This is a genomic window from Mesorhizobium sp. M0808 (genome assembly GCF_040320025.1).
GTDB lineage: Bacteria > Pseudomonadota > Alphaproteobacteria > Rhizobiales > Rhizobiaceae > Mesorhizobium.
The window spans coordinates 131414-145678 of sequence record NZ_JAMYOX010000001.1 but is presented as its reverse complement, the minus strand read 5'-3'; the positions used below and the strand labels follow the sequence as shown (position 1 = coordinate 145678).

The following is a 14265-nucleotide window of genomic DNA, read 5'->3' as shown; positions in this document are numbered from 1 at the left end:
GGGTTGACCGCATCGGCGGGCGCTGCGCATGCTGATATCGAAAAAGGAGACCTGACGATTGACCGACTGGATCGAGATCCTGAAAGAACAGACCGCCACCGGCGACCAGATGAGCCGCGAGGTGCCACAAATGCTCGCCAATCCCGACATCAGCGAAGCGCAAGTTATGACGCTGTTTTCGGCGCTCGAAAAACAGGCCGAATTCGTCGAAAAGCTGCGCATGGCGCTGGAAAAATTCGGCCATGATTTTTCAGTGATCAAGGCGGCCGAGCGGCTGGAGGAGCGCTACGCCGACCTTGCCGCTTCGGTAGCGGAAAAGCTGAAAGCAATGCGAGGCTAGAAGGGGCCTATTTCTCGATCAGCCGCTCGAAGCGCCTGTCCGGCACGAACCAGATCATCGCCACCAGGACATAGATCGAGACACCGATCCAGTGATTGACGAAGGTCAGCGCGATGGCGGAAAGATAGAGGACCAGCGAGATCTTTCCCTTGAGGTCATTGCCCAACGCCCTGGCGAAGAGAGTCTCATTGCCGTGCAGCCGATGCAGGGCCATGGTGAGGATGTTAAAGCCGATGGCGCAGAGCGCCAGGTCGACGCCATAGACGGCAACCGGCACCGGCGCGAAATGGTTCTCACCCATGAAGGCTGTCGTCGCCGGCATCAGCGATAGCCAGAACAGCAGGTTGAGGTTCGCCCACAGCACGCGGCCGTCGACCCGCTGCACGGTATGGAACATGTTGTGCAAATTGTTCCAGTAGATGCCGACATTGATGAAGGACAGCACATAGCTGAGGAAGATCGGCCAGAGTGGTGCCAGCGCGGAAAAATCCTCGCCATGCGGCACCTTCAATTCCAGCACCATGATGGTGATGATGATGGCGACCACGCCATCGGTGAATGCCTCGACTCGTCCCTTGCCCATGAATCTCCCCTGACAATCCGCTGAAGTTAAAAGAGGATCTCGCTCAGCGCCATCGGCAAAGCTGCCAAACTTGTCAGGAGCAAGCCGGGGAGGGGGAACGGCTGACGCGAAAAAGGCGTTAGGATGTCAGATCCCGAACAGCAAAAGGTCGAAAAAATGACAGCTCACGCTCAAGTCATGACGCGCGATCACGAACTCGGCGGCCGCGCTGCAGCGGCCGCCGTGGCCGCCATGATTGCGGCTCTTTTCGCCGGCAGCACGGCGCTGACGCCGCTTTACATCATCTACAAGCAGCTCTTCGGCTTCTCGCAGATCACTTTGACGCTGGTCTACGCCGTCTATGTCATCGGCAATCTGGCAGCGCTTCTGATGTTAGGGCGTGTGTCCGATGTCATCGGGCGCCGTCCAATGGCATTGGCCGGGATGGCGGTGGCCGTCGTCAGCGCGGTGGTTTTCCTCTTCGCCGAAAATGTCGCCTGGCTCGATATCGCCCGAATTCTGAGCGGACTGGGAATCGGCGTTGGCGCGGGCACCGGCACCGCCTGGCTCGCCGAATTGCTCCCGACCGACGACAAGTCACAGGCGGCGACGATTGCCACCAGCACCAATTTTCTCGGCCTCGGCCTCGGTGCGCTGGGGGCCGGGTTGCTCGCCGAATACGCGCCCTGGCCGCTCAGGCTGACATTCGTCGTCTACCTGGCGATGCTCGCGACTGTAACCCTGCTGGTCTGGCGCACGCGGGAAACCGTTTCGCGGCCGGGGAAACTGGCTGACGTTTCGATGCGGCCGCGGCTTTCCGTGCCCGATGACATCCGCGCAAGTTTCGTTGCGCCGGCGGTGACCGGCTTTGGCGCAATGGCGCTGGTCGGCTTTTATGCAGCACTCGCACCGAGCATTTTGGCGCAGCAGCTGCAGGTAACCAACCATGCCGAAGCCGGCGCTCTATTCTTTGAATTGGCAATCGTGACCGCCGCCACCATTGTAGTGACGGCACGTCTTTCGAGCCGAGCCGCGATGTTTGCCGCACTTGCGCTGATGATCCCAACCGTCGCGCTGATTGTTGCGGCGCAGGTCTTCGCCTCTATGGCCATAATGATTGCCGGGACCGCCTTGTGCGGCGTGGCGGCAGCGCTCGGCTATCGCGGCGGCTTGCAAGTGGTGAACGAGATCGCGCCGGCGGACCGGCGCGCCGAAGTCGTCTCGGCCTTCTTCATCTGCTGTTTTTGCGGCAACGCGCTGCCGGTCATCGGCATCGGCGTTCTGTCGACGGTGGCAGGTGCGACCGTGGCAAGCCTGGCCTTTGCCGGCATGATTGTCGTCTTTTCCCTGGTCGCTCTCGGGTTCGGCGCGAAATACGCGCGCTGAGCCGACCTTTCAGCCGTTCGGTGTCTCGGGCGAAAGATGCGCGCGCTGGCGCGGTACGCCGAGGCCGGTATCCGGCGGTTCGCCGGCAGCCGGCCGGCTCTCGATCATGTGCAGGCTGCGCCAGCGGCCGAAGCGGTAATAGGTCGCGGCCAGCACGAGCGAGGTTATAGAGCCAGCCGGAAAGCTCCACCACAGAGCTTCCTCGCCGATCACGCTTCGGAAGAAATAGGCGAAGCTGGTGCGCACCAGCAGCACCGAGATCACCAGGATGATCAGCGGCGGCATCACCGCGCCGGTGGCACGCACGGTGGCGAAGAGCACGATGGTGATGCCGAACAGGATGAAGGACCACGACGCGATCTTGTTGATGTGAGTGGCGATCTCGATTGCTGCACTGTCGCTGCCAAGGAAGAGGCTGAGCACCGCGCGATCGAATACGAACAGCAGCGCGACGAGCATGCCGGTGAGCACAAGGTTGAAGCCGACGCCGGAGGCGGCGATGCGTCCAATCCGGTCCCAGCGCCCGGCGCCGACATTTTGCGCCGCCATGGACGACACCGCGGCGCCGATGGCGAGCGCCGGCATCTGGATATAGGTCCAGAGCTGTGCGGCTATGCCGTAGGCAGCCGCGACCTGCGAGCCGTACGAGTTGACCATGCCCATCACCGTCAGCGCCGCGGCCGAAACGACGATCATCTGCAGGCCCATCGGCACGCCCTTGAAGACGACAATGCGCAGCAGCGCCGGGTCCGGCCGCAGCAGAACGAGATTGGCGCCGGCCAGCCGCAGCGGGTGCTTGCGCGCATAAAGCACGATCAGGATGGCAACCACGCTTACCGTCTGGCCGATCAGCGTCGACGCGGCCGAGCCGGCGATGCCGAGTTCGGGGAACGGGCCGATGCCGAGGATGAGCAACGGGTTCAAAACGACGTCGAGCACGACGGCCAGCGCCATGAACAGGAAAGGCGTGCGCGAATCGCCGGCGCCGCGCAGCACCGTCATGACGAAGGACAGCAGGTTCATCATCGGCACGGCGAGGAAGATGATGCGCAGATAGGAGCGCGCCAGCGGCAACGCATCGGCCGGCGTGCCGAGCGCATCGAGGATCGCATCGACCCAGATCCAGCCGCAGACCGCGAACACCACCGAGACGAGGAAGAAGAAGGTGGCGCTGGTTCCGACGATGCGCCGGGCTTCGGGCAGGTCACGAGCGCCGACGGATTGTGCGACCAGGATGGTCGCCGCCATGCCGATGCCGAAGACGGTGCCGAGGATGAGAAACAGCACGAGGTTGGCATTGGACGTGGCGGTCAGCGCCGCTTCACCGAGGAAACGGCCGACCCACACGGCATTTATCGAGCCGTTGAGCGACTGCAGCACATTGGAGCCGAGCACCGGCAGGGCAAACAGCAAAAGGGTGCGCGGGATAGGCCCACTGGTGAGGTCGCCGGTCTGCCGGCGCGGGGGCATGTTGTCGTCCATGGCAGGCAACTCGGCGAAGGCTTGTCTGAGTCCGCAATGATTGCCGATTTAACGGGAGAGGTCGATGCGGCGCTGTAAATTCCGCCTGGCGTGCCTTGATCTAAGCATTTCTCAAACCTTTCGGAATCGTATATTGATCCCGCACGCGTGGGGCCGCATTTTCCTGGATCTCATCGGTAAGCCGGGGGGCTCATGTCCGATATTCCGTTGTTTTTTGAGCGCCTGAACCGGCGCGCCTTTCTTGGTGCATCCGCTCTGGGCGCGGCCTCCGTGGCTCTTTCGTCGTGCACCACGACGGACGTGGCGGCGCCGCCGGTGCCCGCGGCACCAAGCGATCCGGCTCTCGGCGATGCCGCAAGCATGTATGCCGCGCGCATCGACGAGGGCTATCAACTGCCGGCAATTCCGGTAGCCAAGGTCGATCCGAAATTCGTGCGTCAAATCGTGGCCGACCCGACTGGAGAAAAACCCGGCACGATCGTCGTCGATACTTCCGAGCACTTCCTCTATCTGGTGCGCGACGGCAGCAAGGCAATTCGCTATGGCGTCAGCCTCGGCAAGGCCGGTTTCGGATGGACCGGCAGCGCCGTGGTTCAGGCGAGAAAGAAGTGGCCGGTCTGGACGCCGCCGCCGGAAATGATCCAACGCCGGCCGGAACTGGCGAAATACAAGGACGGCATGCCGCCCGGCCCGCAGAGCCCGCTTGGTGCCCGCGCGCTGTATCTCTTCCGTGACGGCAAGGACACGATGTACAGGCTGCACGGCACGCCGGAGTGGGATTCCATCGGGAAGAACGCTTCCTCCGGCTGTGTGCGCTTCATGAATCAGGACATTATCGACCTCTACAGCCGCGTCGATGGCGTCGTGCCGGTCTTCGTGCGCCCGAACCTGTCGGCCGCCGGGAAGATCGCCGCCGTGTCAAACAGGACGGCCGAGCCGATCGATGCAGGCGTGCCAAGGGACGCGGAGATGTTGAGGTAAGTGCCTTCGACTGGATCGTCAGTCGCAGGTTTTGCGATGCTTAGGACACCGTCTTTTCGCGGGCGAGCCGCAACTGAAGGGGCACGACCGTTCAATCGCGCCAGCTCAGGCGGACGCGTTCGGCGCCTCCGCCTGTATGGCTGCCGCTATTTCCCGGTGAGGCCTGGGAGCGTGACCTGATAGACCAGGAACATGGTGTCGACATCGGCGCCATCCTCGGCCTTGTAGGCCGCGCCGACCTGGAAGCCGTCCTGCGTGAGGAAGTCATTGTCATTGGCGACGAACAGGAAATAGTCGTCGGGCAGCTTTGGATCGAGGACGCTCACCACCGACATCGCCTCCCATTTCTCCGAAAGGTTGTTGCGGTCGTTGGGCGCGCCATTGTGCAACCCGAAGCGGCCGAGCTCGCTCTTGTCGTTGATGTCGATGAACGGCGTCAGCTTGGCCGGCGTCACCGATGGATCGAGCTCACCCTTGGGCGCCAGCGGCTTGTCCTTGTCGAACTCTGTGCCGGCGATGTCGGTTGCCGCCGACACATCGACGACGCTGATCTCGCGATGGAGCGAGGTGTCGCCCTTCAGCCCCTGGCCGTTGCCGCTGTCGCGCGCCAGCATCAGGAAGGTCTTGTCCGACAGCGCCACGATTTCACTCTGCGCGGCGATCTTGGTTTTGCCCTTGGCATCGGTGAACACCGGCAGCGGCACGACATATTCATGCGCGAGCTTGAGCTGGCCGGGATCCGAGGCATCGTAGACCAGCACGCGCGTGTTCTGGCGCGTCGAGGCGGAATCGCCGCCATCCTGCCTTGGGGCCGACTGCAGCACGGCAATCAGGAACTTCCCGTCCGGCGTCAGCGCCATGCCTTCGAGGCCCTGGTTGTTCTGACGGCCGGTTTCGGGATCCTTCGGATCTGGGTCTGCCGCGCCAGGTCCCGGATTGTTGGAAGCAAAGTTTGGCGTCCCGTGACGCATCGGGACAAGCGCCGCCGGCGGCTGCGTTGCCGACATCAGACGCCCATCGGCGGAGAAGCGGTAGATGTTCGGACCGTATTCGTCCGAGATGAACATCGTGCCGTCGGGCAGCCGTGCGATCGCTTCGTTATCGAGCGCGAGCTTGCCGTTGGCTTCGGGCAGGATCGGCATGTCGTCGGTCGCGGCACGCACGCCGTTGAGCGGATCGAGCCCGGTTGCGTCGGCGCCCTTGTCGTCGGTCAAAAGCATGGTGTCGGCAAGCGTCGCCCTGAGGCCCGACTGTTCCTGGCCGGCGGCTGGCACTGCACCCGGCGTGATCGGAGCGAACTCGATGGCAATCGTGTTGAGGCGCGGCCGGTAGTCGGTAGTACCGACGACATTGTAGCCGCGATCCGGCAACAGCCACAACGAGCCCTTGTAGCCGTCGGCGCCATGCGTCCAGCCGGCAGCATCGATCGACATGCCTGAGCCGGAGCCAAACGTCTCGCCGAACTTGTCCTTCTGGCTGGCCGGGATGCGGCCGACGCCGACCAGGCCCTTGTTGACGAAGCTGACGCCGCCGACGGTCGCGGATTTTTCTGCCAGGGCCGGAGTCAAGGCGGTGAACATCGCCAGCGCGACAGCGAGGGACGCGGTTCGGTGCAGGTTTTTCATGGATATCCTCTTTGAGACAAAGCTGCCGGGGCCCGAAAAAGCGCCGCGTCGCATCGAGGATGCCGCGAAAGCCTTCGGAGAAGCGATCTAGGACGCGAACATGATACTTGCGTGACAGTGCCGCGCTTGCTTTGACCCTTGTGGTCGCAACTGGCCTGGACATGCGAATCCGTCGCCGCCGAGAGTGCAATTAACAACTTTACAAATTATCGTTCTTATGTGAAGTTATGACGATGAAAGGCCACCGATGACAGTCTGTCGTTTCGCCACCCGCCTCAATTCCTTTGCCTCGCGGCCACAGGCCGAGTGGCCCGATCTTGTCGGCAAACCGTCCATGCTGCAAATGGCGGCACGTGCGGCGAAGGTTGCGGAGTTGACCGATCTCGACCTCAACTTTCCCGACCATGTCGATGAAAAGCCTGCGGAAATGGCGCGCAAACTCCGCGATCTCGGGCTTTCCATCAATGGTTTCGCCATGCGCTACTACTCCAACCCGGCCTTCAAGCTCGGCGCCTTCACCAATCCGGATCCGGCCGTTCGCCGCGAGGCCATCGACATGACCAAGGCCGGGATCGACGCCGCGCGCGAGGCTGGCGCCAGCCTGATGACGCTGTGGCTCGGGCAGGATGGCTTCGATTATGCTTTCCAGGCCGATTATGCGACGCTCTGGCAACACGAAATCGATGGAATTCGTGAAGTTGCGGCGCATGACCCCGATTGCCAGATCAGCCTTGAATACAAACCCAACGAGCCGCGCTCCTACAGCCTGATGCCCGATGCGGCGACGACGTTGCTGGCGATCCGCGAGATCGGCCTGCCCAATCTCGGCGTGACGCTCGATTTCGCCCATGTGCTCTACGCCGACGAGCAGCCGGCTTTCGCCGCTGCGCTCGTGGCACGGCACAGCAAGCTGCTCGGCGTGCACCTCAACGATGGCTATGCGAAGCGCGACGACGGCTTGATGGTCGGGGCCGTGCATACGCTGCAGACGATCGAGCTGCTGCGCCAGATCCGCCGCAACGGCTACGCCGGCGCCATCTACTTCGACACGTTTCCCGATATGACCGGGCTCGACCCGGTCCACGAATGCGAAGTCAACATCGCGACTGTCAAGCGCATGCTGCGCGTCGTCGATCGGCTGGACCGGGACAACCGCATGTTAGCCGCCGTCGACCGTCAGGACGCGATCGCGTCGCAAGCCATTATCCAGGAAGCCATGCTCGGCCCGGACAGCTGAGGCCCGGCCGCATATTCCGTTCAACAAGGGAGGAAGGACCATGAAATTTCTGCTTGCCACCGCTACCGCTGGCCTGATGGCGCTGTCCATCGGCTCGGTGTTTTCCGCAGACCTCGCGCCGCTCAATTCCGACACCGAGAAGGATCGCATCGACTGGTCGCAGCTCGAGGCCAAGTTCGGGGCCTTCCCCAAGCTGCCCGAGGGTACCAAGGCGGGTGCGGTCTCCAAGACGCTGACCAATGAATACTGGCGCTCGCTGGGAGAGGGCTACAAGTCGTTCGGCGACCGCACCGGCGTGCCCGTCGTCTACCAGGCGGCGCAGAGCGAGGGCGACCAGCTCGGCCAGCTCACCATCGCCGAAGGCCTGGTCACGCAAGGCTACAACGTGCTGCTCGTTTCGCCGCAGACCGACTCCAACCTGCAGCCGATCATGGAACAGGCCAAGGCAGCCAATGTGCCGGTGGTCAACGTCAACGACGCGGTCATCCCGCAGGCCGAGCACTATGTCGGCAATGTCCAGCGCGACAACGGCGTGCGCGTCGCCAAATGGTTCATCAAGAACCGGCCGGATGGCGGCAAGGTCGCCATCGTCGAAGGCCAGGCCGGCGTCTACGCCGCCGTCCAGCGCACCGACGGCTTCAAGACCACCATCACCGAAGCCGGCAAGTTCGACGTCGTCGCCAGCGTCCCCGGTAACTGGGATCGCCAGACCTCCTACGACGCGGCCACCAACATCCTGCAGCAGCACCCCGATCTGATCGGCTTCTATGCCAACAATGACGGCATGGCGCTGGGCATCGTCGAAGCGGTCAAGGCCGCCGGCCTAAAGGACAAGGTCGCCGTGTTCGGCACCGACGGGATTTCCGACGCCTACGCCTCGATCCGCGCCGGCGAGCTGACCGGCACCGTCGATTCGTTCCCGGTGCTGACCGGCGAGGTGGCGCTGGAATCGGCGCTGCGACTGGTGGCCGGGCAGAAGCTGCCGCGCGTCGTCGCCACGCCGCAGGCGCTGATCACCAAGGACAATGCCGACCGCTACTCCGGCGCCGGCGACGCCGTGCGCAAGGCGCTGCTCGAGGACGCGGCAGCGGGCCAGTAGAGCAGGGCCGGCGGGTGCCGGCCTTGGGTCGGCACCTTGCCTGGAGAACCGAAGCAATGTCAGTCATCTCCCGGCTGCAATTCGAGGGCATTTCCAAGGTGTTTCCGGCCGTGCGGGCGCTGAGCGATGTGTCCTTTTCGGTCGGCGCCGGCGAGATCCATGGCCTGCTCGGTGAAAACGGCGCCGGCAAATCGACGCTGCTGCGCATCCTGTCAGGCGTCTACCGGCCGACGGCGGGAAGCGTGCTGATCGACGGCAAACCGGTGACGCTGAACAACCCGGTCGCGGCGCGCGCCGCCGGCGTGGCGATGATCCATCAGGAATTACAGCAGGTGCCACGCCTCAGCGTCGCCCAGAACATGTTTCTCGGCCATCCGTTGACGCGCGGCGGCGTCTTCGTCGCACGGCGCGAGCAGGAAAGCCGCGCTGCGGAAGCCCTGGCCGCCATCGACCCGACCATCGATCCGGCAGCCCCGCTTGGCAGCCTGAAGGTGGCGCAGCGGCAGATCGTCGAGATCGCCCGGGCGCTGCTCGACCGCGCCAGGATCGTGGCGATGGACGAGCCGACGTCGAGCCTCACGCCGAGCGAGTTCGAACGGCTGGCGGAAGTCATTGCCGGTCTGGCACGCGACGGTGTCGCCGTCGTTTATGTCTCGCACAGGCTGGACGAGGTGTTCGGCATCTGCGAGTGCGCCACTGTCATGCGCGACGGCGTTGTGGTCGAAACCGTCGATCTCGCGCAGGTGTCGGAAAAGGCCGTCGTTTCGATGATGGTCGGCCGCGAGCTTGCCCAGGAACAACACCGCTCGCATGCTTCCCCCGAGATCAGGCTGAGCGTGCGTGGCCTCGCCTCGGCGACCAAGGTCCGTGACGTTTCGTTCGACCTGCATCGCGGCGAGGTGTTGGGCATTGCCGGCCTGGTCGGGTCCGGCCGCACCGAACTGCTGCGGCTGCTGGCCGGCGCCGACCGGGCCTCATCAGGCGCAATAGAGATCGACGGCAAGGCGGTAAAGCTTTCCAGTCCGCGCGACGCCATCGCGGCCGGCATCGGCCTGGTGCCGGAGGAGCGCAAGCGCGAAGGCATCGTGCCGCTGCGGTCGATCTCCAGCAACATGGCGCTGGCCTCGATGGGCGTGTTCGCGCCGCGCGTCCTCATCGACCATCGCCGGCTGAAGCGCGTGACAGCCGAGAAGATGAAGCGAGTCAATCTCAGGCCGTTCCTGCTCGACCGGCCGATCCGCCTGTTCAGCGGCGGCAACCAGCAGAAAGCGATCATCGGCCGCTGGCTGGCGGCGGGAACGCGGATCCTTCTATTCGACGAGCCGACGCGCGGCATCGATGTCGGCGCCAAGGCGGAGATCTACCACCTGATCGAGGAACTCGCCGCCGAAGGCCATTCGGTAATCGTCGTGTCGTCCGAACTCCCCGAGGTGATCCGGCTCGCCGACCGCGTGCTGGTCATGCGCGACGGCACGGTCGCCGCCGAACTGGGCCGTGCAAGTCTCAGCGAACAGGCGATCGCCGCGCACGCCATACCCCAAACGGAGATTGAGGCCGGCAAGGCGCAAGGCCATCGGGCCGGTGCATAACGGACAGGACCAGCGGATGACCGATATAATCGAACACACAGCAGCGCGCCCAAGGGCAGATCTCCTGCACCGGTTTTCCGTGCGCGACGCCGGCACGCTGATCGGACTGGTGGTGATCCTCGCCGTCTTCGGTGCACTGGTCCCCGGCTTCTTTGCCGAGCGCAATCTGATCAACATCCTGCAGCAATCGAGCATCAATGCCTGCCTGGCGTTGGGCATGACGCTGGTCATCATCTCGGGCGGCATCGATCTGTCCGTCGGGCCGACGGCAGCCCTTTCGGCGGTCATCTCGGCCTCGATGCTGGTTGCCGGTGTGCCGTTTCCGCTGGCCATCGCCGCCGGCTTCGCCATCGGCCTTGCCTGCGGACTGCTCAACGGCGTGCTGGTCGCCTATGTCGGGCTGCAGCCCTTCATCGTCACGCTGGGAACGCTCAGCACCTACCGGGCGCTGGCGCTGATCTATACCGGCGGCAATCCGGTGCTCGGCCTGCCTGCCGGCTTCCGTGCCATCTTCAACGGCTCGCTGTTCGGATTGCCGTTGGCGGTCATCATCGTGGCGGTGGTCGCGCTGATTGCCTGGATCATCCTCAAGAAGACGCCGTTCGGCGAATATCTGCTCGCCGTCGGCGGCAATGAGGAGGCGGCCTACATAGCCGGCGTGCCGATCGCCCGCACCAAGATCGCCGCCTATATGATCTCGGGCCTGCTGGCAGCGCTTGCAGCGCAGATCCTGATCGGCCGGCTGGGTGCGGCCGAACCCATTCTGGGCAATCTCTGGGAGCTCGACGCCATAGCAGCGGCGGCGATCGGCGGCGCCTCGCTGATGGGCGGCAAGGGCAGCGTCGTCGGCACCATCCTGGGTGCCGTCATTCTTGGCAGCATGCGCAACGGCCTGACGCTGATGAACGTGCAGTCCTTCTATCAGCTCCTGGCAACTGGCCTTATAATCCTCGCCGCGATGCTTATCGATCGCGTGACGAGGGGACGTGGATGACCTTGACCGGGCTGGACCTGAAAGCAGTAGGACCGCGCATTCGCATGATGATGCCGCATCTGACGCCGCTCGAGGCGAAGGTGGTTGAAACGGTCTTCGGACGGCGCGGCTTCGACGAGACCATACCGCTCAAGCAGATCGCCGAGGAGGCCGGTGTCTCGGAGGCGATGGTGGTCAAGATCGCCAAGAAGCTGGGTTTTTCCGGCTATCGCGACTTTCGCACGGCGGTCTATGAATACAGCCGCCTGCCGACCGCCGAGATGCATCAGGAGCTGTCGGTGGACGACAGTTCGGCCGAGATCGTGCAGAAGGTGTTCCGCACCTCCATCCAGGCGCTGGAGGAGACGCTGGCCATCCTCGACATGGACGATTTCGACCGTGCCGCCGATCTGCTTTACCGCGCCAGGAATCGCGATTTCTACGGCGTCGGCGGCTCGGCGCAGATCGCACGCGACGTTTCGCACAAATTCCTGCGCATCGGCATCCGCACCTCTGTCTACGACGATTCGCACATGATGCTAATGTCCGCCTCGCTGCTCGGCGCCGACGACATCGCCGTCGGCTTTTCGCATTCCGGCAATACCAGCGCCGTCATCGACGCCATCCAGCTTGCGCGCAAAAGCGGCGCGCGCACGCTGGCCATCACCAACTATGACAACTCGCCATTGGCAGCCGTCGCCGACATCGTGCTCTGCTCGACCGCGCAAGGCTCGCCGTTGATGGGTGAGAACGCAGCGGCGCGCATTGCCCAGCTCAACATCCTCGACGCGCTGTTCGTGGCGGTCGCGCAACGCGACTACCAGGCGGCGGAGCGCAATCTCGGCCGCACCATGTCTGCGGTGACGTCGAAACGGAAAGATAAGGGCACATGACGGCTTCCCCGCCGCTGGTGACCGTATTCGGCAGTCTGCATTACGATATCATGGTCGAAGCCCCCGATCGCCCACGCAAGGGCGAAACGGTCACCGGCCATGCCTGGCATCCAAAATGCGGCGGCAAGGGCGGCAACCAGGCGGTGTCGGCAGCGCGGGCCGGCGTGCGTGCGGCAATGATCGGCGCTGTCGGCGACGATGATTTCGGCCGCGCGCTTCTCGACAATCTCGATCGCAACGGCGTCGACCAGCGCTTCGTGGGAGTGGCTGCGGGCGCCGGCTCGGGCATGAGCGTAGCGATCTTCGACGACAGCGGCGACTATGGCGCGGTAATCGTCTCGGGCAGCAATCTCACTCTCGGCGAAAAGGACATTACTGAGGCGGCCGAGCTGATCGCGCAAACGGCGGTTCTGCTGCTGCAAAACGAGGTACCGGAAGGCGCCAACATTGCCGCGGCGCGGGCGGTGAAGGCGCATTGCGGCCGCGTCGTCCTCAATGCGGCACCCGCACGAAAACTGTCCGGCGAACTGATCGCACTCACCGATATCGTCATCGTCAATGCCATCGAGGCGGAGTTCCTGGCCGGCATTGCGGTCGTCGACACGCTCGAGGGTGCTGCGAAGGCGGCCGGCATGCTCGTCGGTTTCTATCCGGCTGCAATCGTCACGGCCGGCGGCGAGGGCGTTGCCTATTGCGACCGCGACGGCCAGGCATTCGCCTTGCCGGCGATGCCGGTGGAGGTGGTCAGCACCCACGGTGCCGGTGATGAATTCGTCGGCGCCTTTGCGGCGTGGCTTGCGCGTGGAGAGCCCGTCGAGGCGGCACTTGCCGCCGCCAATGCCGCCGCTGCCTCGCTGGTCGCAACGCCGGAGCGCGAGCGCGGGGGTCTTGATCAATCTGAGCCTGCTCAGTGACCGCCGCGATTCAATCGCTGTCGCGCGCGATCAGTTCCAGCGGCCAGACTTCACGGATGATGCGGGCGCCTTCGTCGCCGGCGTAAGCCGGGATCGATGCCAGCAGCATTTCGGCCAACCGCTCGCCCATCGGCTCAAGCGCCGGGCGGAAGCCGGTCAGCGCCGGCGAAAAATAGCGGCAGAGCGGGGTGTCGACGATGACGATCACCGCGATGTCGTGGCCGGGCTTGATGCCCGCCTCGGCCAAAGCCTTGCAGCCGCCAAGCGCCATCGCGTCGTTGTTGAAGATGATGGCGGTCGGCGGGTCCTTGGAGCGCATGACCTTCGGCGTCACCGCGTAGCCGCCGGCCTCGTTGATGAAGCCGTCGGCGATCAACTCGGGGTCGAATTCGATGCCGTGCCGCCGCAACGCCTTGCGATAGCCGGCGAGGAACAGATAGCCGAAATTGAGGTCGAGCGACGGGCGGATGGCGGCGATGCGGCGGTGACCGCGCGCGACGAGACGATCGACCGCGTCTGCTCCGGCTTTTTCGAAGTCGAGGTCGAGCGAGGGGTAGGCATCGCCGCCGGAGCGGCTGCGGCCGAGCGTCGCGAACGGGAAACCGGCCTGGGTCAAATAGTCGATGCGCTCGTCTTCGCGCCGCGTCCAGGCCAGCACCACGGCATCCGCCCTGCGGGTCTCGACGACACGGCGCAGGCGCTCCTGCTGATAGTCGCCCGGCGCGCCCATCACTACGATCAGGTCGAGGCCGCTTTCGGCGAGCTTGGCCTGCAACCCGGTCAGGAACGGAATGAAGAACGGCTCGCCATATTCCTGGTCGCCCGGATGAGGCTGCAGCATGAAGGCGATCGAATGGGTGGCGCCGCGCTGCAGGCTGCGGCCGGACTGGTTCGGCGAATAATTCAGCTTCTTGGCCGCATCGAGCACGCGCTGGCGTGTATCGGCATTGACGTCGGCGCGGCCGTTGAGCGCGCGCGACACCGTGCCGATCGAAATATTCAGGTGACGCGCAAGGTCGTGAATACTGGACGCCAAAGGACAGTTCTCCCCCTTGCTTGGCTAGCACCGGCCGCTCTTCAGGCCAAGCCGGCATCACGTTTTTCGCTATCGGCCAATTGACATTCTACGCCATCGGGTGTGTTCTCGTAAACGTTTACGGAAGAACGTTTGCGGCCCTGCCGTG

At 64.1% G+C, this 14265-nt stretch carries 13 protein-coding genes; 9 read left to right on the top strand and 4 right to left on the bottom strand.

The genetic code is table 11. The features are described 5' to 3' along the window. The first annotated feature begins 58 nt into the window (after positions 1–58). Positions 59–340, top strand: coding sequence for a hypothetical protein (locus NKI25_RS00725; protein ID WP_023676741.1), 282 nt, complete (start codon positions 59–61; stop codon positions 338–340). Between the two features lie 7 nt (positions 341–347). Here the strand turns inward: NKI25_RS00725 and NKI25_RS00720 are convergent, their stop codons facing one another. Next, positions 348–923 (bottom strand): TMEM175 family protein, encoded by a 576-nt coding sequence (locus tag NKI25_RS00720; RefSeq protein WP_023676740.1) that lies wholly within the window; start codon positions 921–923, stop codon positions 348–350. A 156-nt stretch (positions 924–1079) separates the two neighbouring features. On the opposite strand from NKI25_RS00720, the gene NKI25_RS00715 reads away from it, so the two are divergent. Beyond that, positions 1080–2288, top strand: coding sequence for an MFS transporter (locus NKI25_RS00715; protein WP_352680250.1), 1209 nt, complete (start codon positions 1080–1082; stop codon positions 2286–2288). A 9-nt stretch (positions 2289–2297) separates the two neighbouring features. Here the strand turns inward: NKI25_RS00715 and NKI25_RS00710 are convergent, their stop codons facing one another. Beyond that, a complete protein-coding gene (locus NKI25_RS00710; protein ID WP_352997783.1) occupies positions 2298–3770 on the bottom strand; it encodes an MATE family efflux transporter in 1473 nt (490 codons plus the stop codon). A gap of 192 nt (positions 3771–3962) precedes the next feature. Here NKI25_RS00710 and NKI25_RS00705 point away from each other — a divergent pair, with 192 nt between their 5' ends. Then, positions 3963–4751 (top strand): L,D-transpeptidase, encoded by a 789-nt coding sequence (locus tag NKI25_RS00705; protein WP_352997781.1) that lies wholly within the window; start codon positions 3963–3965, stop codon positions 4749–4751. Between the two features lie 146 nt (positions 4752–4897). Here NKI25_RS00705 and NKI25_RS00700 read toward each other — a convergent pair whose 3' ends face one another. After that, positions 4898–6376: an esterase-like activity of phytase family protein gene (locus NKI25_RS00700; RefSeq protein ID WP_352997779.1), complete on the bottom strand. Its 1479-nt coding sequence runs from the start codon at positions 6374–6376 to the stop codon at positions 4898–4900. Between the two features lie 247 nt (positions 6377–6623). On the opposite strand from NKI25_RS00700, the gene NKI25_RS00695 reads away from it, so the two are divergent. Genes NKI25_RS00695 through NKI25_RS00670 form a run of 6 tightly spaced genes read left to right on the top strand, consistent with a single transcriptional unit; the run spans position 6624 to position 13081 of the window. Then, positions 6624–7613 (top strand): TIM barrel protein, encoded by a 990-nt coding sequence (locus NKI25_RS00695; RefSeq protein WP_352997777.1) that lies wholly within the window; start codon positions 6624–6626, stop codon positions 7611–7613. 40 nt (positions 7614–7653) lie between these two features. Then, entirely contained in the window at positions 7654–8712 is a 1059-nt protein-coding gene (locus NKI25_RS00690) for a sugar ABC transporter substrate-binding protein (protein ID WP_352456545.1), read from the top strand. Between the two features lie 56 nt (positions 8713–8768). Continuing rightward, positions 8769–10301: a sugar ABC transporter ATP-binding protein gene (locus tag NKI25_RS00685; protein ID WP_352997775.1), complete on the top strand. Its 1533-nt coding sequence runs from the start codon at positions 8769–8771 to the stop codon at positions 10299–10301. A gap of 16 nt (positions 10302–10317) precedes the next feature. Further along, positions 10318–11295, top strand: coding sequence for an ABC transporter permease (locus NKI25_RS00680; protein ID WP_352570464.1), 978 nt, complete (start codon positions 10318–10320; stop codon positions 11293–11295). Next, positions 11292–12167, top strand: a complete 876-nt coding sequence (locus tag NKI25_RS00675) for a MurR/RpiR family transcriptional regulator (protein ID WP_023676730.1) — start codon at positions 11292–11294, stop codon at positions 12165–12167. The genes NKI25_RS00680 and NKI25_RS00675 overlap by 4 nt, the downstream gene beginning before the upstream one ends. Further along, positions 12164–13081, top strand: a complete 918-nt coding sequence (locus NKI25_RS00670) for a ribokinase (protein ID WP_352997773.1) — start codon at positions 12164–12166, stop codon at positions 13079–13081. The genes NKI25_RS00675 and NKI25_RS00670 overlap by 4 nt, the downstream gene beginning before the upstream one ends. A 10-nt stretch (positions 13082–13091) precedes the next feature. Here the strand turns inward: NKI25_RS00670 and NKI25_RS00665 are convergent, their stop codons facing one another. Next, entirely contained in the window at positions 13092–14117 is a 1026-nt protein-coding gene (locus NKI25_RS00665; RefSeq protein ID WP_352622711.1) for a LacI family DNA-binding transcriptional regulator, read from the bottom strand. Positions 14118–14265: the final 148 nt, after the last annotated feature.

What these genes read in the sequence shown, in the direction of transcription:
- NKI25_RS00720 (WP_023676740.1), bottom strand. Translation starts at nt 923, where the DNA reads ATGGGCAAGGGACGAGTCGAGGCATTCACCGATGGCGTGGTCGCCATC.
- NKI25_RS00715 (WP_352680250.1), top strand. Translation starts at nt 1,080, where the DNA reads ATGACAGCTCACGCTCAAGTCATGACGCGCGATCACGAACTCGGCGGC.
- NKI25_RS00710 (WP_352997783.1), bottom strand. Translation starts at nt 3,770, where the DNA reads ATGGACGACAACATGCCCCCGCGCCGGCAGACCGGCGACCTCACCAGT.
- NKI25_RS00705 (WP_352997781.1), top strand. Translation starts at nt 3,963, where the DNA reads ATGTCCGATATTCCGTTGTTTTTTGAGCGCCTGAACCGGCGCGCCTTT.
- NKI25_RS00700 (WP_352997779.1), bottom strand. Translation starts at nt 6,376, where the DNA reads ATGAAAAACCTGCACCGAACCGCGTCCCTCGCTGTCGCGCTGGCGATG.
- NKI25_RS00695 (WP_352997777.1), top strand. Translation starts at nt 6,624, where the DNA reads ATGACAGTCTGTCGTTTCGCCACCCGCCTCAATTCCTTTGCCTCGCGG.
- NKI25_RS00690 (WP_352456545.1), top strand. Translation starts at nt 7,654, where the DNA reads ATGAAATTTCTGCTTGCCACCGCTACCGCTGGCCTGATGGCGCTGTCC.
- NKI25_RS00685 (WP_352997775.1), top strand. Translation starts at nt 8,769, where the DNA reads ATGTCAGTCATCTCCCGGCTGCAATTCGAGGGCATTTCCAAGGTGTTT.
- NKI25_RS00680 (WP_352570464.1), top strand. Translation starts at nt 10,318, where the DNA reads ATGACCGATATAATCGAACACACAGCAGCGCGCCCAAGGGCAGATCTC.
- NKI25_RS00675 (WP_023676730.1), top strand. Translation starts at nt 11,292, where the DNA reads ATGACCTTGACCGGGCTGGACCTGAAAGCAGTAGGACCGCGCATTCGC.
- NKI25_RS00670 (WP_352997773.1), top strand. Translation starts at nt 12,164, where the DNA reads ATGACGGCTTCCCCGCCGCTGGTGACCGTATTCGGCAGTCTGCATTAC.